At 40.4% G+C, this 22,503-nt stretch carries 14 protein-coding genes; 1 reads left to right on the forward strand and 13 read right to left on the reverse strand.

Annotated elements, in window-relative coordinates; translation table 11 throughout:
• The 9 genes from HMPREF9420_RS01775 to HMPREF9420_RS01815 form a co-directional block, all read right to left on the reverse strand.
• A partial coding sequence (locus HMPREF9420_RS01775) for a glycoside hydrolase 5 family protein (RefSeq protein ID WP_007133673.1) occupies positions 1–1,269 on the reverse strand: 1,269 nt, incomplete at its 3' end.
• A gap of 14 nt (positions 1,270–1,283) precedes the next feature.
• A complete protein-coding gene (locus HMPREF9420_RS01780; protein WP_007133674.1) occupies positions 1,284–2,519 on the reverse strand; it encodes an acetylxylan esterase in 1,236 nt (411 codons plus the stop codon).
• 99 nt (positions 2,520–2,618) lie between these two features.
• Entirely contained in the window at positions 2,619–3,845 is a 1,227-nt protein-coding gene (locus HMPREF9420_RS01785) for a glycoside hydrolase family 27 protein (protein ID WP_007133675.1), read from the reverse strand.
• Positions 3,846–4,497: 652 nt separating this feature from the next.
• A complete protein-coding gene (locus HMPREF9420_RS01790) occupies positions 4,498–5,919 on the reverse strand; it encodes a sialate O-acetylesterase (RefSeq protein ID WP_007133676.1) in 1,422 nt (473 codons plus the stop codon).
• A gap of 85 nt (positions 5,920–6,004) precedes the next feature.
• Positions 6,005–7,675, reverse strand: a complete 1,671-nt coding sequence (locus tag HMPREF9420_RS01795; protein WP_044078680.1) for a glycoside hydrolase family 26 protein — start codon at positions 7,673–7,675, stop codon at positions 6,005–6,007.
• A gap of 138 nt (positions 7,676–7,813) precedes the next feature.
• Positions 7,814–9,097 (reverse strand): glycan-binding surface protein, encoded by a 1,284-nt coding sequence (locus HMPREF9420_RS01800; protein ID WP_007133678.1) that lies wholly within the window; start codon positions 9,095–9,097, stop codon positions 7,814–7,816.
• 27 nt (positions 9,098–9,124) lie between these two features.
• Positions 9,125–10,882 (reverse strand): RagB/SusD family nutrient uptake outer membrane protein, encoded by a 1,758-nt coding sequence (locus HMPREF9420_RS01805; RefSeq protein WP_007133679.1) that lies wholly within the window; start codon positions 10,880–10,882, stop codon positions 9,125–9,127.
• Between the two features lie 18 nt (positions 10,883–10,900).
• Positions 10,901–14,185, reverse strand: coding sequence for a SusC/RagA family TonB-linked outer membrane protein (locus HMPREF9420_RS01810; protein WP_007133680.1), 3,285 nt, complete (start codon positions 14,183–14,185; stop codon positions 10,901–10,903).
• Between the two features lie 510 nt (positions 14,186–14,695).
• Positions 14,696–16,192, reverse strand: coding sequence for a xylulokinase (locus HMPREF9420_RS01815; protein WP_007133681.1), 1,497 nt, complete (start codon positions 16,190–16,192; stop codon positions 14,696–14,698).
• A 56-nt stretch (positions 16,193–16,248) separates the two neighbouring features.
• Between HMPREF9420_RS01815 and HMPREF9420_RS01820 the strand changes: the two genes are divergently transcribed.
• On the forward strand, positions 16,249–16,569 hold the full coding sequence (locus tag HMPREF9420_RS01820) for a hypothetical protein (RefSeq protein ID WP_007133682.1): 321 nt from the start codon (positions 16,249–16,251) through the stop codon (positions 16,567–16,569).
• 438 nt (positions 16,570–17,007) lie between these two features.
• Here the strand turns inward: HMPREF9420_RS01820 and HMPREF9420_RS01825 are convergent, their stop codons facing one another.
• From HMPREF9420_RS01825 to HMPREF9420_RS01840, 4 genes are read right to left on the reverse strand one after another with little or no spacing between them, the layout of a single operon-like run.
• Complete coding sequence (locus tag HMPREF9420_RS01825; RefSeq protein ID WP_044078682.1) at positions 17,008–18,024, reverse strand: beta-carotene 15,15'-monooxygenase; 1,017 nt, start codon at positions 18,022–18,024, stop codon at positions 17,008–17,010.
• A gap of 16 nt (positions 18,025–18,040) precedes the next feature.
• Entirely contained in the window at positions 18,041–19,915 is a 1,875-nt protein-coding gene (locus HMPREF9420_RS01830) for a peptidase U32 family protein (RefSeq protein ID WP_007133684.1), read from the reverse strand.
• A complete protein-coding gene (gene metA, locus HMPREF9420_RS01835; RefSeq protein ID WP_007133685.1) occupies positions 19,916–20,833 on the reverse strand; it encodes a homoserine O-acetyltransferase MetA in 918 nt (305 codons plus the stop codon).
• Positions 20,834–20,863: 30 nt separating this feature from the next.
• Positions 20,864–22,072 carry an MFS transporter gene (locus HMPREF9420_RS01840; RefSeq protein ID WP_007133686.1) on the reverse strand — a complete coding sequence of 403 codons (1,209 nt, stop codon included), beginning with the start codon at positions 22,070–22,072 and terminating at the stop codon, positions 20,864–20,866.
• Between the last annotated feature and the right edge of the window lie 431 nt (positions 22,073–22,503).

Below are 22,503 nucleotides of genomic sequence, written 5' to 3' on the forward strand. Positions count from 1 at the left end.
AAGACCTTTTATAGCTTTTCTGATAATATTAATTGTACTTTTATCAGATGAGAATACCGAATTCAGCCCTTGAGCCTCTTGGGCTGGATCACCAGTATACTCATCCCCTGGCTGCCACTGCTCGTGTTTAGGCTGCGCTATACCTCCCCAGCCCCAAAAATTACAGCCAACAAAGTACCCATGTTGAGCCACATCATTCAATAAAAGCGAGAAAACAAAGCTATAATATGAATCTCGTGCCTTTGTAGTTGTCTGTTTTGAAAACGAGAAACCATCTCTTGGATATCCAAATTCCTCCATTACTAAAGGCTTATTCAACTTGGCACATATCGCCAAATGCTTGTCTATATACTCTTTTGTATTATCTTCTGCACGCTTTAAGTTCTGTAATAATGAATCTTTCTTAGCCCAACTCCAGTTATAAGGCCATACATGTATGTTACAATAGTCAACATTCTTATCTGCACAAATACGCATCCAAACATCATAATCAACTTCACATCCAAAAGCACCCTCAGAGCCTATGCTCACCAAATGATTTTCATCTATTTGCTTCATCAATGCTGCAGCTTTGGCAATCCACTTTTCAAATGCCGGCAATACAGCCCGATCAAAGGCCCGAGGCTCATTTGCTATTTGCCAAGACATAATAGCGGGGTCATCAATATAACGCTTACCTGTGTATCTATTGGTGCGATTTAGGATAAAATTCAAATGATTATAATAAAGTTGTTGCGCTTTTTCATTCGTAGAGAACTGTGATGCATACTTTATGTAAGCTGAATATCCTGCTTCATTTGGCTGAACAGCTTTTCCAGCCCCACTATTCTCAAGATAAAAACCATAACCACCACTCCATTCCCACGCATTATTCAGATAGAGCACGGCAACCATTTTACGACGCTCCAACTGTTGCATTAGGTAATCTAACCCATCAAGAATCGTATCGTTATATACTCCTGGAGAAGTCTGTAAGACGGGTTTTACCTTCCATTTAGAATCATCTTGTCCATCACTTCCAACAAGAATTCTAAGATTGTTTATACCTAAGTGTTTAAGTTCATCCAACTCACGATTCAATCGTTTGCGGTCACCTCCACTTCCTTTTGACCCAAGAATTGCTCCATACCAATAGTTTGCACCAATAAAAGTATAAGCTTTCCCATCACGCTTTAGTCGCCCATTATCCACTGTTACGAATGATTGTGCATGTAGAATTGTAGAACAAGCAAGAAACAAACCTATAAAATAGTATCTCATTTTATTCATATCTCAATGTAATTTTACTGTTCCAACTTCAATTGTTTTGCTATCCAAGACTGCCATTCATCCCACTGCTCTTGGAACCAAAAATGACCTGTGGCGGGATACACACTTAATTTCTTAGCTCCTTTCACAACATTATAAGTGGCATACGAACTATTAGGTGGGACAACTTCATCATTATAACCAAACGAAAACCAACTTGGTATTGTTAAAAGGCGTGCAAAATTCACACCATCAAAATATCCACTTACTTCCACTTTCTGCAAATTTGGATGCTTTTGTCCATAAAAATAGTGCGGCCAGCCACATGCTTTACCATACAAAGACGCTTTATGATCACACAAAGCTGCATGTACAGCACCAATAAAAGTTACCTTAGGATGCAATGCACCACACACAAGTGAAAGCATACCACCCTGACTTGAGCCTGTAACTCCAAGTTCTTTACCATTCCACTCAGGCAATTGAGTAAGATAATCTACAGCTCTTAATGCACCAATAAATATGCGTTTGTAAGGCATTTGGTCGCGATTATCAAGATTTGCTTCCCAATAACCATTCAACGCCCCATGTAATAAGTCGTCGTATACTTGCTGTTGCATTGTCACAGGAATCCCGTGTACTCCTATCTCCAAAGTAATTGCTCCACGTTCTGCCATCCATATATCTCCCTGGTAAGGTCTTACACCAGCTCCTGGAACTCGTAAGAGTGCCGGATGTTTAATATTTGACGCTGTCGGGATACAAAGAATACCATATATCCGACTCCCCGGATTGATGCCATTAAAGTTCACTTCATAAACCATTGTACGCTCAGTACAACGTTCAGGCAATAGTTTTCGATGAGCATCAAGAGGATATCGACTTGCATCTTCATAAGCTTGTTTCCAAAACTGAAAGAAGTCTTTTGGGCAATTCTCTGTAGGCAGCAATCTATCGGGAGCGAAACCAATGGTACATAGTCCATCATAGGTACGTTCACCAACGTGTGCTGTGACCTTCAAACGATAGAAACCTTCTTTTGTCATCTTTGCTTTCCATGTCATTTTCCCATCTTTCAAGACCACTTTTGAACGTTTGACATCAGGATACATCACAGGACCTGCTTCTATATCTACTTCCGCTTGTGGCATGGGACAAGCATCCTTCAATACCGATATATTGAATATAGCCTCTTCACCTAATTGATAATTCCAATCAGTATGATTGGGACTAATCAGTACCATGACTTCATTACCACGTATTTGTGACATCAAATTCAATGTCAAAAAGAAAGTAATAAGAAGGGTTACGGAACGTTTTAATGAAATAATCATATTCTGAAAGATTAATAGAATAAATACCGAAATAACTTATTTTCTATACAAGCGATAAGTAACCACATCTTGTGCAGGAATTGTAAGCTGACGATCAATCTTGTTCTTCAACGATGTTTTTCCTTCCATTCGACCAGTCCATAGGTTCCTTACCTTATAAACGATTTTATTGAATGCAGTACTTCGCTTGCTTACAGCCTCATCTGTAAAGTTAAAGTCTTGCCAATTCACCTTGCAAACAATAGGCTGACGTGTTGGATTTAATATTGTCATAGCCCAATCACCATTTGCAAGTGGTTTAAACCAATAGTCCAATCCCTCTCTACGCAAAAAGCGAAGACCTTGTACACCAAGTTCATCTTGGTCAATAGCAATAAGTTCTCGATTTGTCAGTATAGCCTTAGTTTCAGCACTCATGTTACGAACATCATTACCAAGAATTAGTGGACTGGCCATCATACACCACATTGTGAAATGTGCTCTGTCTTGATTTACGGTTAAACCATTACCCACTTCGAGCATATCTGGGTCGTTCCAATGACCAGGACCAGCATAAGATCGCAAGCTATCATTCTTGTTAATACAATCTAAAACGCTATATTGTACATAAGTGGGGAATACTCTTGTTGAGTCAAACGAACACCAAATATCAGGCCCTATGCGCCAGGAGTTACCAATATCTCTTGCCCATCGCCATGGATTATTATCCCCCCATTCACACATAGAGAAGAAGATTGGCCGACCAGCAGCACGTAAAGCGTCACTCATCAGTTGATAAGCACCGCGCGCATTAATATTTGTTGTGTTACACCAATCATACTTTAGATAGTCTATATCCCAACGTGCATACTGTAATGCATCTTGATATTCATGACCCAATGAGCCTGGACGGCCCGCACATGTTTCTGAACCAGCATCACTATAAATACCAAGTTTTAAACCACGTGCATGTATATAATCTGCAAGTGCTTTGATTCCATGTGGGAAATGCTTTGGATCAGCCTGTATAAAACCATTAGAATCACGCTTACCATGCCAGCAATCATCTATATTTACATAGATATATCCAGCATCACGAAGCCCACTTGACACCATAGCATCGGCTATACTCTTAATAATATCCTCATCAATGTTGCCTTGAAACTTATTCCATGAGCTCCAACCCATTTGGGGAGTCTTCGACAATTCATCCCATTTCTGAGCACTAACTCTAAGCGATAGGAGTAAAAGCAATAGTAAAGTAATAGCGTTCTTTTTGTTCATGTTATTGAATTTGAATTTTGGCTTTAGGTAATTACTTTGCAAAGATAAAACTTAAATATCTAAATCACAAATACTATTTTGACTAAAATAGACACTTTCATGGGGCTGTAACTATTTCTTTCAAATGTATTTAATCTTTGTTACTATCAATTATATTTGACGATGTCTAATGAATAAGAACATAAGATGAATTTGAATAGCTCCATTTTTTTATAATTTTTAGAAGCATCTAATATCATTCAACCATCAGAATCATCATTTCTTTTATACACTTTATTTAGTTATACAATCTATTAATAAACAGTTAATTATAAAGATTGATTCAATTGATATTTAAACTAAAAACTTATCATAATTCACACTGAATTTAACAACGATATGAATAGACTCATTTTACCAGGTAATCTGATGCACTTCATAGTACAATTTAAGTCAGATCAAGGCTTAAAATACCTGATTTCATATCGTGATTATTTCATATCTATAATTAGACTGCATCCATTATACATTTAATTTTCTCATGATGTTATCAATACTTCGTATGATTTTCCACAGATATATCAATCGACTTGTCTTTAGATTAATATTATTTCAACTGAAATTATACTAATTGTCTTGCTGTATTTCCATTTCCTCATACAAATATTTATGTTCAATCTGTTTTGAAAGGAAGCAGTGGTAGCCCCGCTTGATTCTTCACTGTTCCTAATTGAAAGTTATGATAACAATAACGAACCGCAACAGGGCGGGTAACATTGGGTGATGTTAAAAGGAATGTGTTATTACGGATATATTGCGCATTTGCCGGATAAAACACTTTATCTTGGCCTGCTATTTCAAATCCTTCATACGATTTCGCAGCAATGATTCCATGATATGTATCTTTCAAGTGAACAAAACAACTGTCATTTCTGATTTCTAACTTCTCAAAACTTGGACTTCGATAGAATACTTGATCAAAGCCATAGTCACGTGCTATAGCTGCCATAGCCAACCGTTCACCTACCAATCGCTTCTGACAAGGGTGGATTTGTTCCGCTTCAAAAGGATAAACTAAATCATTTGTGCCTATAAGTACGGTATTAGATACATTATTTGCCACTTCTTGTTGTTGTGAACGGATGAATGCAGCCGCAGTACCCATGGCATCGCCATAATTATATGGAGCAATTTCTACAAAGTAAAAAGGTAACTCAGATGAATGAAAACCTTTTCTCCATTGATTGATAAGCTCTGTTAAACATTTTGCATACGTAGAAGAGTTATGGTCAACATTGCTACAACCTTGATAGAAAATAACACCTCGAATAGTACTATTGAGGATGGGATGGAATGTTCCATTCCCCCAAAGTAAAGGTCTAAGCCAATCCTTTGGATATTTCATTGCAATCTCAGAAGAGTCAGTTGGTTCATCGGTATAATGTTGAAGATAGTCCTTATCAAGCCAACTCTCTACCATTGTTCCACCCTTATTAGCGAGAATTAAGCCTATCGGAATATTGAGAACTTCATGGAGTTTACGGCCAAAGAAATAACCAACTGCACTACAATATGAAGCAGAATTAGGATTAATCTCTTCCCAACGACAAACAGCATCATCTTTTGGCACAGCACTCATTGACGCTGGAATCTTCACATATCGCACACCTTTCATTTGTCCAGACGTAGCAATTGCATCTTGATATCCTTCAACAGGACACTCATAGAAACCTTGAAGAGGCATCTCCATATTGCTTTGTCCAGCGCAAACCCATACTTCTCCTGCAAGGATATTATGCAAAGTAACAGCTTGTCCGTCATCAAACGTAATATTGAGTGGTGTATAACTTGCTTTCGGTGTACGAATCTTTACATTCCATTTCCCATCTTTATCAGCAACAATCGATACTGGTTTACTCCACGAAGGCTTTACTACGACACGTGAATTCGATGTTGCTGTACCCCAAAACTTCACTTCTGCCTGTTGCTGTACAATCATATTATCATTCAGAATGTGTGGTAAATGTACCTTAGCTGTAGCAGGCAAGCTCAAAATTAGTAAGAAACAAAATATCAAGTAATAATGATTCTTCATTGCTTTCAATTATTTTTAAGGAAAAAGAGAATTTAATTTAAAACGACAAATCCCTCCTCTCAAAAGAGAGGAGGAATAAGATGATTTATCGCGTAATAACATAATCACTGTTCATTGTGGACTTCCACCAATCATCAGAAGCATGACTTCCACCATACCATGGCATGAACCAACTCCACTTTGCATTTTGTTTCCACTGATTTGGGATATCTGTTATCGTACCACATTCTGTTAGTGCAATCATCTTTTTGGGGTAACGATATGCTAAAGTATTAAATCTTTCAGCCATTTCTTCTGCAGAAAGTGGTACATTTTGTTGACCATAAGCGTCTGTACCGATGACATCTACATATTCATCTCCAGGATACCAGCTCGCATCGGCTTTCTCTGAAGTCCATACCCAAATGAGATTATTTAGTCCTTTTTGTTTGAAATAATCATACATATAACGCCAAAGCTTTACGTAAGATTCAGCAGAACCATTGCCCCACCAAAACCATTTACCAGCAGCTTCGTGTAGAGGACGCCATAAAACAGGTATTCCTGCCTGTTTCAGTTGCATCAAATAAGGAGTCAACTTCTCTAAATCGGCCTTCATAAATCTATTTGCCCAGGTGCCATCTTTAACAGCATCATCAAGTGTAAACTCATTTTTTGCAGCATAGAAATCATATTTTACGCTACCAGCAGCTTCTACAGTGACTCCTGTTATGGTATAATCGTGTCCACCAAGTATTAGTCCGTTAGCACGCATTTCATTAAGTGTTGTCTGATCAAGTGTCATTGAATAGCTATCACCGCTTATATTAAAGTAATCCCAATTCTTTCCACTTTCATCCACAAAGCCAGCCCAACTACTATTCTTTATAGAGCCTTGAGCGCCTGGTTTAACGTTAGTAATTTTCACTATTAACTTACTTCTTATTGAAGCTTTAGCCAATATGTCTTTCGTAGCCTGTGTAGTTAGCTGTATATTACCGCTCCAATCACTCGGAATAACCTTATTAGGACCAGAATAAAGCGATACGGGAACTGCAGAAACATAAGGATTTGATGTTGGAACACTCCAGTGCCAACTTATTGTAACCATACCACCGGCATTGTGCCACGACTGGACCGGAGTGATGTTTGAATAATCAATCCAGCCACCAGGAGTACTTGATTGCAGATGAATATAATCGTATCCATTAATTGCAGGGTACTTACCTGTGAGCTGATGTACCTTTTCTGCATTTTCATTATTCCATGAAACATTTGCCATCGTAGCAGAAAACACCTTCTTACCATAGTTGTTAAGCAACTTCTGATAAAGCGCTTTTGCTTCAGTAGAGGCATTAGGATTGACTGGAGTTTTATCTATTTGCTGCGTCTGTGCCGTGAGATTAGCCTTTACCATAGGTGCAGCAACGCGATTAGGCCCTATAACAACTCCTTCTGGAATAACCAATTCATAATTCTGATCACGGTCAATATTAGCCATAATCAATAACTGATTAGACGATCCTATGACATTAGCGCTAACAACAGGAGAACCATTTAGCGTAATCTTTGCATAATCTTCTGAGGCAAAAAAGACATTTTTGTCATAGCTAACTATAATGGAATCAAGTCCTGCTTTGATATTTGTTTGCGGAGAAACACTGACAAATTCAGGAGCGCCAACAGATGCAATATAATGTTCTACAGTATCACTACATGCAGAAGTAGCAAGTGATAGTAAAACAAACGCAGCTGTGTTAAATCTATTTTTGAACATATATACTTTTATTTTATATAAAAAGAATGATGAAATTAAATTCTCCTCCATTTATGAATGAGGATTAAGCTGGAATACTTTTAACATATAGCATTAGATGCATTCCAAGCTTATCTTATTCCATTACAGAGGATTTAGCTATTTGATTGGTACAACTCTGACATTATCTATATCCAATTCGGGAGTACAATCAGTTCCTTCTATACCACCACTCCATAAGAAGAAAGTAAAACCTGTCAGCATATCTTTCGTAATTGTCTTTCCTGCAGCTTGTCCTTCATAAGTCTTATTGAAAGCAGAAAGTGGAATTGTAACTGTAGTCCAATGGCTTCCAGTATTAAAAGAACCAGAGTTCTGCCATGGCAACCATAAGCCTCGTGGAATATCTGCATTGTAATATTGGCTATTTGCAGTTTGAAAAGTAACATTATTGTTACCTGTAAAAATCATCTGTAAAGCAGAAGCACTCCATGGAGAAGAGGCTGGTACACGACACTCAAACTTCAAAGCCATATCATTGATATCGCAAGTGTCGAGTAACTCTTTAAAACTTGTGATAGAAGATAATTCAGGGAAGCCTGCAGAAGGCTCGGGCCAATAGTTCATTGCAAAGTCATCTTCATCCCAAGTAGCACCTACTTTCCCTAACATATTAGCTCCTCCAAGATAAAGATAGCTTCCATCTATGCCATTATTACGTATGCGTCCGGGACGCCATCCATGCCCTGCAGTTAGTCCACCATGTGAACCATCGAAGTCAAATAATATGTTTCGCGTGTCTTTATAAACGAATTGAGACTTACTTTTACCATAAACACTCTCCACATACACCCGTCCAGATGTTGCTCCTACAGGCACGATAAAGGTTAAACTGTTTTTACTAATCGATTTAATCTCAGTTACAGGCAACTCCCCATCGTTGAATGTAATCTGTAAAGGTTTATAAGGATCTTGTATAAAGTAATCTCCTGTAACCGTCACTTCATCACCCGCCACAGCATATTCACAGCTCATTGACGAAACAACTGGTGGCGGAACAATGACATGGAAATCATAAGTTGTTGTATCACCAGCACCATTAATCATATAAATCTTATCCGTTACAGCAGATGGAATGTTCTTAGGGATATCAACTAATAACGTGTTATCAGTAATAAAACTTGTATTCAACACAGCCTGTTGATCATTGAACAAGATCTTATGTATACTGCGAAGGTTCTTTCCAACCAAGCATATTGTCTTCTGAAGATAACTCTTTGTGATAATAGAATCTGCACTTTGAGGTAACCGAATATATTGAACTTCAGGCTTTCCACTTGTTGATTTATATTCATCGGGTTGATCTTTACATCCCGTGAAGCTCATAGTGGCAAAGCTTGTTAAGGCTACCAACGCGATATGTAAATTCTTGGAACGTTTCATGTCCGTATAATTTTAAATGTTTTATATTTAATAAGCGTAAGTTGAACGAACGTCAACATGTACAGGAGTCTTTTGAAGATTTCCATTAAACACTACATCTTGACTTGGGAATGGCAAAGTAAATGTCTGCTCTGACACATTAGGAGCCAGTGTTTCTGTAGCATAATGCATTGTTGAAGCATCTACATTCCACGACTTACTCTCATAATAGTTCTTATATAGCGTATTAAGTCCATAATAAGCTCCTCGTTTTTGCTGTTTCAACTCATTGGTAGCACCACTCATATCATAATAACTGCGACGCACAAAGTCATACCATCGGTCACCTTCCATAGCTAATTCAAGCCGGCGTTCTTTCCAAACATCATTCCAAGTGATAGATGTTGGGCGTGCAGCTGATTTAATAGCACGGCTACGTACTTTGTAGAAAGCATCTATTGCACTTGCATCCGTGGTACTATTATTATTTCCAATAACAGCCTCTGCATAGACAAGATAAACATCTGAGAGTCGTAATACAGGAGTAGCCAAGCTACTATGCATGTTAGATGCAGAGATTCCATCTACAGCATGTGTCTTATGGTCGTAAGCATCGCCATAAAGATGCTTCACACTATTAACACCTGTCGCACTTTGTAATGTCCCAGGACCACCTGAACCATACCCATTACTATCGTAAAGGAATTGTAAGAAATTAAAGCCTTTACGTCCCTGTTCATCTGTTTTGTCCTCCCAGAAGTAATCGTAGAAGTCACCTGCCATCATCATGGTTGCTTTACGACGCTCATCTACATCTGTTCTTGTTGCAGGATCATCTAATGGTGAGACACCAAAGGCTTCCTGTAAGTCGACAGAAGGTCCACTATATCCACCCCAACAATCACCAAACTCATCGAAACCTTGCATTGCGAGATCACTCTGAAGCGTATTCTGTACGGTCCAAATACTGGTATCTGCAGTCCAGAGCCAAGAGAAAAGACACTCACGATTCAGTGCATTCTGCAAACGGAAAACATCAGAATAATTCGCCATTAAAGTGCGTCCGCTATGTTCAATTACATCTTTAGCGTATGAAGCAGCTTTATTAAGGTCGTCAGAATTACGTTGTCCATGACCATTTGCATTCACACCACTTTTATAAAGATACACTTTTGCAAGCAGACCTTCTGCAGAATAATAATCAATACGACCAGGGTTACCAGCCTTAGGCAAAAGTTCCATCGCCTTTTCTAATGTCATAATGATATAATCATATACATCAGACTTCTGAACTCGACTGACATTGCTATACGAACCATCTGCTAACATCGTCGAGTTGTCATGAACAATTGGCACATCTCCAAAAGATCGCACGAGAAAGAAATAAGCCATAGCCTTCCAAGCAAGACATTCTCCCATGCATTGATTCTTTACCGACTGTGAAGCTGAGGCATTTTTAAGGTAATTATACACCGTATTAGCATGTCCTATGACTGCCCAAAGAGAGTTAGACATATTCATCAAGTCAGCATCTGTACTATTAACAGTTAGTGTCATATATGGACTTGAGCCCCAGTAATAGTTTCCAGACATCACCTCTCCTACTTTTATAAAGCCTCTTTGAAAGTCATACCATGGAGAATTATATAGATAATTGACACCTTGTACACATTGACTATCATCTTTGTAGAAATTACCTGCATTGTAAGAGTCCTCTGCTGGCCTATCTAAAAAGTCACCACAAGATGTTGTGAGGATAGCACCTGTAAAGGCGAATGCAATATATAGATATTTAATATGCTTCATTGTAATATAGATTTTATGTTAGAATGTAAGATTCAAACCAAAGGAATAAGTTGTAGGAGAAGGATAACGACCATTGTCTACACCATAAGTATATCCGTTAATATCGGCTGTACTTGCTCCAATTTCAGGGTCGTAACCATCATATTTGGTTATAGTGAACAGGTTTTGGATATTCATTGATACACGAATATTTTCAAAACCCCACTTCGATATCCACTTCTTAGGCAATGTGTAACCTAAAGCTATATTTTTGAAACGGATATATGAACCATCTTCTATATACCTATCGCTAATAACATCATTATCATTTGGGTCTGTAATTGTTGCGCGTGGAATACTCGCTCCAGGGTTGGCCACACGTACATTGCTAATATCCGTGTACCAATAACTACCTGCGGCATAAGTCTTTGACGGATCAATAGCTTCTAAACGTGCTCTTCCGGTCACATCTTTTAATTGATTACTCCACAGTGTATTCATGTGAGTAAGTTTCATTTTCATGTAATTATAGACCTTATTGCCATAAGTTCCATTAATGAAGATATTTAAATCGAAGTTCTTATAACGGAAAGTATTGGTCCAACCAAATGTGAATTTGGGCATAGGAGAACCTATATTTGTCTTATCATAATCATCAATTTTGCCATCAGGCTTGCCATCTGGGCCACTAATATCCTTAAATTTCAAGTCTCCAACCCAAGGAGTTGTATTGCGTTCGAAACTTTTCCCGTCAGCAGGATATTTTGAAGTCTTTGGTGAAAGCTCAAGGTCTTTTAAATCTTTATATACTCCGTCAGTAACAAAACCATAGAAACCATAAAGAGATTCACCTACATTTGAAACACTTATCACATCACTCCATTGTCCGTATCCAACGATTGCTGCATTCTTTGTGCCTGAGAGAGCAACTAATTTATTCTTGTTCCATGAAATTTGGAACTCAGAATCCCACTGGAAACGACCTGTTATAGGATGGGTATTCACTGTAAGTTCAACACCGGTATTACGGATTGTACCATAATTTCCATAGGGAGGAGCAAGAACAGAAGATACATTGCCAGATGTACCCATATAAGAAGGTAGTTGAAGTGGCATAAGCATATCTTTAGATTCTTTGCGATACCAATCCAATGTTATATTAACACGATCATTTAGCAAACCTAAGTCAAGTCCAATATTCCATTGTTCTTGGCTCTCCCATTGGATATCAAGATTGGGAATATTATCAGGACGATAGGACTTTCCTAACAAAGTAGGCATCGCTTTCATAAGCGTTCCCCATTTATATGAACCAATTGCAGAGTTACCTGTTTGTCCCCAACCAGCTCTCAACTTTCCATTGCTGACATATTTACTAAGGGCTGATTTCTGGAAGAAACTCTCATTAGTAAATCTCCACGAAGCTGCGAATGAGTGGAATCCTGCCCACCGTTTGTTAGGACCAAAGTTTGAGCTTCCATCATAACGATAGGTGTACGTTGCATTGTAGCGATCATTGAAGGCATAAGTTAGTCGTGTAAAGACAGATGACATCGCCGAGCTACCAAAACCAACTTGGATTGCAGGCGTTCCTGTACCTAATGCAGGATTGTTTACTGCGTTAGATGGGAGGTTAGTATTTTCCGTTCGGTTATTATCATATGTACTTTCCCACATCTCTTGGCCAAGCATAGCCGAGAAATTATGTTTACCAATCGAATTAGAGTAAGTTACATAGTTCTTTAATTGCCAAAACGTTCCCGTTCCTTTTTGTACAGACGCTGCGTTAATTTTACGCTTCCAACTGCCGAGATCAACTGTTGGCAGGAAACGGCGGCCACGATTTTCACTTAAATCATAACCTAACTCTGCATGCCAGACTAAGTTTTTGATTGGAGTAATTTCAAAGAAAAAGTTACCATTTAGCTTACGGCGATCCAATTTTATTTGGTTCAACATCGCCATAGCTATAGGATTTGGATTTGTAAAACCTTCTTTTGAGACCGACGAGTAGCTGCCATCTATATTATAAATAGGAATATCAGGCGGCGTTGTTAGTGAATAGTTAATAATTCCATCATCACTATCTGCGAGCTTAAGATCATCGTGTGTCGTCGAGAAATTTGCACTTAAACCTAATTTGAGCCATGATTTCAGCTTTGCATCCAAGTTTACGCGCATGCCCAATCGATCGAAATTACTTCCGATAATCGTACCTTGTTGGTTCATATAATTTGCCGAAACATAATACTGAACTTTATCAGAACCGCCCTGTGCTGCAATCTGATGTGAATGCATTAACGCTGTTCTGAAGATTGCATCTTGCCAATTTGTACCTTTACCAAGCAAAGAGGGGTCTGCGAAATGTGGATCTGCAGTAGACGAATTAATTTGACCTGTCGTCACAAAATCATTGTAGTAATCTGCAAATTCGCGCAAATCCATCACATTTAATCGGCGGTTTTGACGACTTACTGCCATCATTCCGTCGTAAGTAAACTTCGCTTCGCCTGCTTTTCCACGTCGTGTGGTGATTAATACCACACCATTCGCGCCTTGAGCACCATAGATTGCTGTAGCAGAAGCATCTTTCAAGATTTCCATTGAAACGATATCGTTTGGATTTATCGTAGATAGTGGGGAGATTGTTGACACCTTACCATTACCTAAAGCATCGCCTAAACCAAACGATGACCCACTTGAACCACTGCCCTGCACGATAACGCCATCAATTACATAGAGAGGTTCGGCGTTTGCATTGATGGTTGCTTGGCCACGCACGCGGATACTCGTCGAAGTGCCTGGCGCTCCTGAAGTACTTACAGCTGTAACTCCAGCCGCACGTCCTTGCAATGTTTGGTCAAGGGAGGTGACGATAGAACCACGCAATTTCTTCTCATCCATCGTAACAGATGCACCTGAAACATCACTTTTCTTCATCGACCCATAGCCAACGACAACCACTTCGTTGAGCGTTGCATTGTCTTCAGATAAAGTGATCACATAAGAATTTTGAGCTGAGATCTTAACGTCTTTCGACGCATAACCGATATAAGACACTTCAAGCGTGCTGCCCTGTGGAACTGAAAGCGTAAAATTACCATCTAAATCGGTAATTGTTGCGTTATTCGTACCTTTTTGTTTAACTGTAGCGCCAATAATCGCATCTTTACCATCGGTTACTTTTCCCGTAATTTTCCGGGCTTGCTGAGTCACGGCATACACGGTATTCCCCCCTGTAGCCCCTACTTGTGGAGAATAACTGAACATTGTCAGCGTCAGACATCCAACAAGTAATGTCGTTTTACTATTATTTAAATCCATGGGTATTGGGTTAGATTGTTTTCTGCTTTGAAACTTCTGTTTCTGAGCGCTTTCGGCTTTCAGTCACATGTTTCGTTATTGGTTTTTATCTGCTTCCAAACACAGCTGCTTTTCGGCCTGTGTTTTTTCGCATATCATTTAGGTAATTTGTTTCATGTCATTCCATTCGAGAATGAATCTGGTGCAAAGATAAACATTATCTTATGAAACAAACAATGTTTTTTTATTATATACTGATACTATGTTGTCGACAAGCTGTTTTTTATCAATTTCCAAATATAAACGCCAAACGCTCATCTGTCTGTAATGCCTTTTAACAAAGAGACTCAAGCAAAATTGCAGCTTAAATCTAAGGCTGCAAATCTTTTAGCGAAAATGGTTAAAATCAAACTCTTTTTGCATTAAAAACTGCTATACACTATCAGAATTTGATGCAAAATAACATTAATACAAAAGGAGATGTCCACAAAGACACCTCCTTCTGTATTTCGCTCCATGTTACCAGGCAGCCTAAGACTCCTGAACCTGTTTCAGCTTCTGTTTCCAACGAGAATAGGCTTCCAAATACTGCTCACGACTATTAAAATCAGCTTCAATGACCGCCAATCTCTTTAATGTCGAGAATGCCTCATCCCTATTTTGATAAATTCCGGCTCCCAACCCTGCTCCCTTGGCAGCCCCTATGCTACCATCGGTTTCGAAGAGCTCGATTGAGGCCCCACTGACGTTGGCCAACGTTTCGCGAAACAAAGGACTCAGAAACATGTTCGCGTTTCCTGCGTGAATCTTGTTGATTTCCATCCCCATTTCCTGCATGACTTCCATCCCATAGCAAAAACTAAAAACGATGCCTTCTTGGGCTGCCCGCAACAGGTGGGCTTGAGAATGTTTATTAAAATTCAATCCATGCACCGAGCAACCCACAGCCTGATTCTCAAGCACACGTTCGGCCCCATTGCCAAAGGGGATAATAGTCACGCCATCACTTCCGACAGGGATTTTCGACGCCATTTCGTTCATTTCTGCATAGCTCACATTGGGGGTGACATTCCGATGCATCCAGGCGTTCAAAATCCCAGTTCCGTTGATACACAGCAACACACCGAGACGATCTTCCGCTGTTGTATAGTTGGCGTGAGCAAAGGTGTTAACGCGGCTCTTTGCATCATAGTTCACAGCGCCCAAAACTCCATAAACCACTCCAGAAGTGCCCGCCGTACTGGCTATTTCTCCGGGATTAAACACGTTTAAGCTCACCGCGTTGTTGGGTTGGTCTCCGGCACGATAGCTTATTGGCGTACCAGCCTTCAATCCTAATTCTAAACTGGCTTCTTTCGACACCTCACTCTGAAGGGCGAAGGTCGGCACAAGTTTAGGCAGTAAATCTTCACTAAATCCGAAATAATCTAACAGGAAATTGGCAGATTTTTTCGTTTCGAAGTCCCACATCATTCCTTCTGACAAGCCACTGATGGTGGTTTGAATTTCGCCACTTAATTTCATGGCAATATAATCTCCGGGGAGCATAATCTTGTCAATCTGTTCAAAAATAGCAGGCTCGTTGTCTTTCACCCATGCCAATTTGGCAGCCGTAAAGTTACCGGGCGAATTGAGCAGATGAGTTAAGCAGCGTGTCTCTCCGAGTGACTTAAAAGCTCGGTCGCCATACGGAATTGCGCGCGAATCACACCAAATAATGCTTGGGCGCAACACTTTTTGTGATTTATCTACACAAACGAGGCCGTGCATCTGATAAGAAATGCCGATGGCTGAAATATGCTCGCCGTCAATCTGCGCCTCAGCCATCACTGCCTTCACCGCCAATTTGAGATTGTCCCACCACATCTGCGGTTCTTGTTCTGCCCACCCAGTTTTTACAGCGATGATGCTCGCTTCGCACTTCGGATAGAATGCCGATGCAGCCACGCTCCCAGACTCAACATCGACCAATGAAGCTTTAACAGAACTGCTCCCGATATCAAGTCCTAACAGAAATTTTTTATTCATGGAATTAAAATTTGATTTGTTGTTCACCTTATATTATATATACGATAGCAAAAGTAATGAAAAAACTCAAGTTTAGACACAAAATTGGGAACGTTTTACATTTTATACGCTTGTTGGAAACCAGAAATCATGATGTTTCTGCTCAAACACCCGGGGTAAATGGTCAGAATTTGCTGTTTTTCTGCAAAACACCCGGGGTAAATGAGCAGAATTTGCCAATTTTATATAAAACACCCGGGGTAAATGAACAAAAATCGCGCGATTCTGATAAAACACCCGGGGTAAATGAACAAAAATCGCGTGATTCTGATAAAACACCCGGGGTAAATGACCGAAAATCGCGTGATTCTGATAAAACACCCGGGGTAAATGAATAAAAATCGCGTGATTCTGATAAAACACCCGGGGACAATTGCAGTTTTTCGCGAAATTCTGCTCAGGAACGGGCGTAAATTATCAGAATTCGCGAAATTCTGTTCAGGAACGGGGGTAAATTATTAGATTTCACGAAATTCTGCTCAGGAACGCGAGTAAATTATCAGATTTCGTGAAATTCTGCTCAGGAACGGAGGTAAATTATCAAATTTCACGAAATTCTGCTCAGGAACGGGGTACAATTATCAGATTTCACGAAATTCTGCTCAGGAACGGGGTACAATTATCAGATTTCACGAAATTCTGCTCAGGAACTAAGGACAATCATCAGTTTTTAAGATAAAAGCGAACTTTTACCGATGATTTTAATCAGAAAAGCGCATTATGCTGATGCGTGGCGTTGGAATCTATGCAAAACGAAGGCCCATTCTCCCCTATTATTAATGATTCCATGCACCACAATAAGGACAACGGCCTTTACGCCGCAGGGGATGACCACAATTTCCGCAAATGAAGGTGGTTCGGTTTTTTGTAGCATAGCGATAGAGGGCAAAGAAGACGTAGGCCACCAACAACAAATAGCCAATGTAATAGAGTGAAAGGATGCTGAAAACAATATAGTTAACAGCACACACGCCGACCAGTCCGCAGATGTAAAGTACGGCCTCGCCTGCTGGCAGCTTATGGAAGGTGTCATCTACGGCGGCAATTCCAACGATGAGCATCGCCCACACCGACGAAAGGAAGATGGAGAGCAACGGTGGAACCGAACAAGGGTTTAACGTCGGATGGAAGTAGAAATGTCGCCATACATCGGGGGCGAAATTCTGAATGCTGGCATAGAATGTCGCTGCCGTTGCAACAATGATTGCCAACAGCGTGGGATAGAACGAATCTATGTCGCGAAAATGAACGAGGTGGGCATTTTTGCGCATCAACTTGCGGATAACATATCCGGCGAAAATCAATGCGACGATAATCAAAGAGATTAATACATGAATGTCTGAAAAAGTGGAGATAAACTGAGAGATGGGATCATCGGGCACCACTTTTGACAACAAAACCGACTCACGCTGCCAGCCAAACGTGTGTTGGTCACGAGCAACCTGCACCCAAATGGAGTCTATTGAGTCGGAGGGCACAGTGCGAATATCAGCAACCACAAGATGATCGTGTTTGTGAATATAAATCGTGTCGATGGGCAGTAATGCCGACACTTCTTCAGGTTGCTGGCGGATTAAAGCGAAAGAATCGGCCTTGACTATAAAGTTATAGTTGTTTGTGTAGTGATGTTTGGCCTGGAATGACAAAGAATCAATTTGTTTTGCACTATAATTGACCACGGCGTCGTGTGTCTTTGGTTTCTGATGATAACATGAGGTCATCATGAAAAGAACCGCTATCCCATAGAGACAGCTAAGCAAATAGATGCGAAACTCTTTTATACAATGATTCATTTGACAATGATTTTGATTATTCAGCATAGATATTCATCTGACATTCCTTGCAGTCGAATTCCAACCGAAAGCGACGGCCGTCCCCAAGTCTCAGGAAGAGAGGTTCATCCCACGTTGGTCGCTTTCCGCCTCGTTTCTCACAAAAACCTAAGGCAAATCGAATGCAATGGCGGCATTGCATGACTAAAGGGTTGGCCGAAGCAGACAATTCGAGGGCAGGCTGAACAGAAGTGAGTCCGTGAGCCTTGTAAAACTGCTTTGACAGATGATTTGAAATGTTATAAAGGTAGGAATGAGCTTTATAGGCCTTCGGAACGATGTTTTCAACGTTGGAAGAAGGTTGGTTGTGAACATTTGCTTCAGGCGCATTTTGCTTTGCTTGCTTCAACTGACTTTCAAGCTGGTCCACTGCTGTCCTGCGCAGCTCGGCTAACAAGCTGGAGGGGACAAAATATTCGTCAGCGTGATTTTCTATTTTGATTTCTTGGCATTCGAAGATAGTATTCCCCAATTTTGCAAGTTGCTTGATGATATTCTCCCGCTGCGACTGACGTGCTGCCTGGTGCTCAAACACAATGTTTGCAGTGGCCTTGATTTCTGCTTCGTGGCTTGAGGCACAAAGAAAAAAGCCGTCGGAAGTTGCACCGAAACGCATGGCGAGCTGCAGCCTGCGTCTGGCTGTGACGTTAGCCAGCAGCCGAGAGAAAGCCACATCGTTGTTCCGATAAAGCGCCATTCCCGGCCTTAATCTCTTGGGGAGTTTCAGCGGATAAAGTCTGTTTCCTTCGGCCTTATTGATGCGAAAGCCCTCAAGTTCGTGTGCATCATTGATGAAACAAAGTCCGTCGCCATTTTCAAACGCGGCCGTTCCTGAAACATTAAAGGAGTTTCCACGAATCTCTTTGACTTTTCCAACGTATTCACCCATGGCCTTCGGAGTGTCGAAGTTCGCAATGTTGGCCTGACGTCCGTTTAGGAAATATGTGGTAAAACCTCGGTTAAAAGTCTTTCTGAGATCAGGTTCGAAGGCGTAATCTACCCTGCCATAAGACGCGCGTGAATATAAATCAGGGTGGGAGTTTACAATCTTGTTCAGTTCTTTACTGTATGCGCTGACAACATTCTTAACGTATTCAACGTCTTTCAATCGCCCTTCGATTTTGAATGAACAAGCACCGCTTTCTGCAAGTTCATGCAAGTGTTCAAGCTGACACATGTCGCGCATGGACAAAAGATGGCGTTGATGTTCAACTTCATGTTGATTGCTGTCGAGTAAATCAAATTTCATTCGACAAAATTGCGCACATTCGCCTCTATTCGCACTACGATGAAAGCAATGTTGCGAAGCGTAACAAACGCCAGAGTAACTTACGCACAATGCGCCATGGACAAACACTTCAAGATCCATTTCAGGCACAGCGTGGTGGATTCTGGAAATCTCGCGAGCAGAAAGTTCACGTGCCAAGACAGCGCGCTTAAATCCCACCTCTTGCAACCACCTTACCTTCTCAGCTGTACGATTATCAGTTTGAGTCGATGCGTGCAGCTCCATTCTGAATGGAACTTTCGCGTCCCAGTGTTCAATCAGTTCTAAGATGCCCATATCTTGCACGAGAAGCGCATCCACACCAATTGTGTTCAACGCCTCAAGCATTTCTTTGGTGGCAGCGAGTTCATCTTCATAGATAATCGTGTTTATAGTCACATAAACTCGCGCGCCGAACTGATGCGCATATTCACAGAGTTGCTGTATGTCGTCGAGAGAATTGCCCGCGGCCGCCCGTGCGCCAAAGCGTGAGGCACCAATATATACGGCATCAGCACCATGAGAAATTGCTGTCATGCCACATTCAAGGTTTTTCGCCGGAGCCAAAAGTTCTAAATTCTGCATCTATTTGATTTCATCAATGTTGTAAGGAGTCTCTTGGTAGACATAATAATTTATCCAATTGCTGTAAAACAGATTGGCATGCGCGCGCCAAGTGACAATAGGCAGTTTAGCTGGATTGTTGTTCATATAATAGTTTACGGGAACATCCACGTCGTCACGCTTACCTTTATCGCGCTTATATTCGCGGTCAAGCGTGTCAGGCGCATATTCTAAATGGCCAGTAATGAAAAACTCTCGTCCGCCTCTCGCCATGACAATACTCACTCCACTTTCTGGTGACTCGGCGATAATTTCCAACTCTTTATGCGCTAAAATGTCTTCCTTTCTCACCTCTGTATGCCTACTCTGTGGCATAAAGAACGTGTCGTCGAAACCTCTGAATATCGGAAGAGCGGGATTTAGTGTCTGCTGCTGAAAGATGCCAAACATCTTTTTGGGTAGTGGATATTTTGGAATTCCATAGAAATGATAAAGCCCGGCCATTGCTCCCCAACACAAAAACATTGTACTTGTAACGTGAGTACGCGACCAATTGAAAATAGCCTGAATCTCCGCCCAATATTCAACAGCTTCGTAATCCATATTCTCTATCGGCGCACCTGTTATGATCATGCCGTCAAACTTCTGAGAAGAAAGTTCTTCAAAAGACTTGTAGAACATCATCATGTGCTCTACAGGAGTATTCTTCGGCGTGTGACTTTGCAATTTCATAAAACAGATATCCATTTGTAATGGAGTGTTTGAGAGAAGACGAATCAAATCGGTCTCTGTCGTAATCTTAAGTGGCATAAGATTGAGAATGACAATCCTCAAAGGCCTGATTTCTTGGTTATGGGCACGTGTTTCGTCCATAACAAAGATATTTTCTCCTTTGAGAATGTCAATTGCGGGGAGTCTATCGGGTAATCTTAATGGCATTTTATCAATTCATTAATACTGCAAAGAGATTTAACGCAGTTTGTAACCTTTGAAGGCATAGAACACAATGTAAGCGAAACTTACCAGGCAAATGCTATACGCCCATTGAATGTCTGCGATATCTTTGAGTAAACCAAACAAAACTGTAATCACAGCACCACCGATAAGTCCCATAGTAAGCAGCGAAGAGCCTTCTTTGGTAAACTTTCCTAAATCCATCAACGCTAATGGCCAAAAAGCTGGCCACATCAATGAGCAACCTAAAGCCATGATACCGATGCAATAGATGCTCAATGTTCCTGGCAAGAAAACAACGAGGGCTGTTCCTGCCAAAGCTATCAATGAACATATTTGCAATGCACGGGTTTGCGAGAGATGCTTTGGAATAAGAATAATCCCTGAAAGATATCCAACACTAATACTGATTGGCCCTATCCACGAATAGTTTTCAGGATGGCTAAGACCTAACTCGTTTGCATAATCAATCAAGGTTCCCAACACAATGGTTTCTACACCAACATAAAAGAAGATTGCCAAGGAACCAAGAACCAAATGTGGAAATTGAAAGATAGAATGTTTGCTGTTGGCATAAGCTGCCACCTTTTGGCTTTCAGCATCCTCTTCTTTGTTGCCCTCACCAACCGCCTTAACTTCTGGCAGCGGCGCAAAGAAAGAAATAACGCCCAACAAAACAAAGAGGCCAATAATGACAGCAAATGGCTTCGCCAGGTCGGCTATTGCAATATGGTCTGAATTACCTACAACAAATGCAATGAAAAGTGGCGACACTGGCCAAGCCAATTTATTAATCATGCCCATGATAGAAATGCGTTGAGCTGCACTTTCCGTAGGACCTAAAATCGTTACATAAGGATTGATAGCCGACTGTAAGAATGTATTTGCGGTACCACAAGCAAACGAGGCAACCAAGAACAAAAGAAAACTTTCTTCTTTTGCAGACAAAATAAATACGACAAAAGCAAGAGAAAACATTGCAAAAGCCGATGCCATCGTATGCTTATAACCTATTTTGCTAATCAACATTCCTGCAGGATAGCCAAAAATAAGGAATGGCAAGAATGTAGCTCCAATAAGCATGTAGGCCTTCATCGAAGTTACCTGCAACGACACTTTAAGCACTGGAACCAACAGCGAGTTGATGCCCAATGCAAACCCGCAAGTGAAAAACATTAATCCTATAAACGCCATAGGAATAAAAAAGTTCTTTTGTTCTTTCATAAATTACATTTGCAACACAATTTTAGTTAAAGTTCTCATAATATTTTAGCAACAACATCGCTGCATTTCTGTTTAGTCTAATCAAAAAACAAGCTTAACTTGTGTTGCAATAATTATTAAGTTGTTCTCAAACAAGACGTAGCAAAGGTACGAAAAAAATAAGAACAAACGGCGTATAGAAATATTCTTTAATACACTCATCTCAAATTTTATCAATATTTCAAAGCCAAAAGAAAGGAAAAGCACTATTTTCGTGGCGCGGAAAGGCCAAAATTCATTTTTTCATGCTTCCGCGCGGCGCGGAAAGACCAAAATTCAATTTTTCATGCTTCTGCACACTGCAGAAAGACAAAAAAGAGATTTTTCATGCTTCTGCACACTGCAGAAAGCCAAAGAAGAGTATTTTCATGCTTCTGCACACTGGAAAAGCC

The sequence above is a fragment of the Segatella salivae DSM 15606 genome, assembly GCF_000185845.1.
Classification (GTDB): Bacteria; Bacteroidota; Bacteroidia; order Bacteroidales; family Bacteroidaceae; genus Prevotella; species Prevotella salivae.

Coding starts and splice junctions, on each gene's coding strand:
- HMPREF9420_RS01780 (WP_007133674.1), bottom strand. CDS start 2,519: ATGTCACAAATACGTGGTAATGAAGTCATGGTACTGATTAGTCCCAAT.
- HMPREF9420_RS01785 (WP_007133675.1), bottom strand. CDS start 3,845: ATGAACAAAAAGAACGCTATTACTTTACTATTGCTTTTACTCCTATCG.
- HMPREF9420_RS01790 (WP_007133676.1), bottom strand. CDS start 5,919: ATGAAGAATCATTATTACTTGATATTTTGTTTCTTACTAATTTTGAGC.
- HMPREF9420_RS01795 (WP_044078680.1), bottom strand. CDS start 7,675: ATGTTCAAAAATAGATTTAACACAGCTGCGTTTGTTTTACTATCACTT.
- HMPREF9420_RS01800 (WP_007133678.1), bottom strand. CDS start 9,097: ATGAAACGTTCCAAGAATTTACATATCGCGTTGGTAGCCTTAACAAGC.
- HMPREF9420_RS01805 (WP_007133679.1), bottom strand. CDS start 10,882: ATGAAGCATATTAAATATCTATATATTGCATTCGCCTTTACAGGTGCT.
- HMPREF9420_RS01810 (WP_007133680.1), bottom strand. CDS start 14,185: ATGGATTTAAATAATAGTAAAACGACATTACTTGTTGGATGTCTGACG.
- HMPREF9420_RS01815 (WP_007133681.1), bottom strand. CDS start 16,192: ATGAATAAAAAATTTCTGTTAGGACTTGATATCGGGAGCAGTTCTGTT.
- HMPREF9420_RS01820 (WP_007133682.1), top strand. CDS start 16,249: ATGAAAAAACTCAAGTTTAGACACAAAATTGGGAACGTTTTACATTTT.
- HMPREF9420_RS01825 (WP_044078682.1), bottom strand. CDS start 18,024: ATGAATCATTGTATAAAAGAGTTTCGCATCTATTTGCTTAGCTGTCTC.
- HMPREF9420_RS01830 (WP_007133684.1), bottom strand. CDS start 19,915: ATGCAGAATTTAGAACTTTTGGCTCCGGCGAAAAACCTTGAATGTGGC.
- metA (WP_007133685.1), bottom strand. CDS start 20,833: ATGCCATTAAGATTACCCGATAGACTCCCCGCAATTGACATTCTCAAA.
- HMPREF9420_RS01840 (WP_007133686.1), bottom strand. CDS start 22,072: ATGAAAGAACAAAAGAACTTTTTTATTCCTATGGCGTTTATAGGATTA.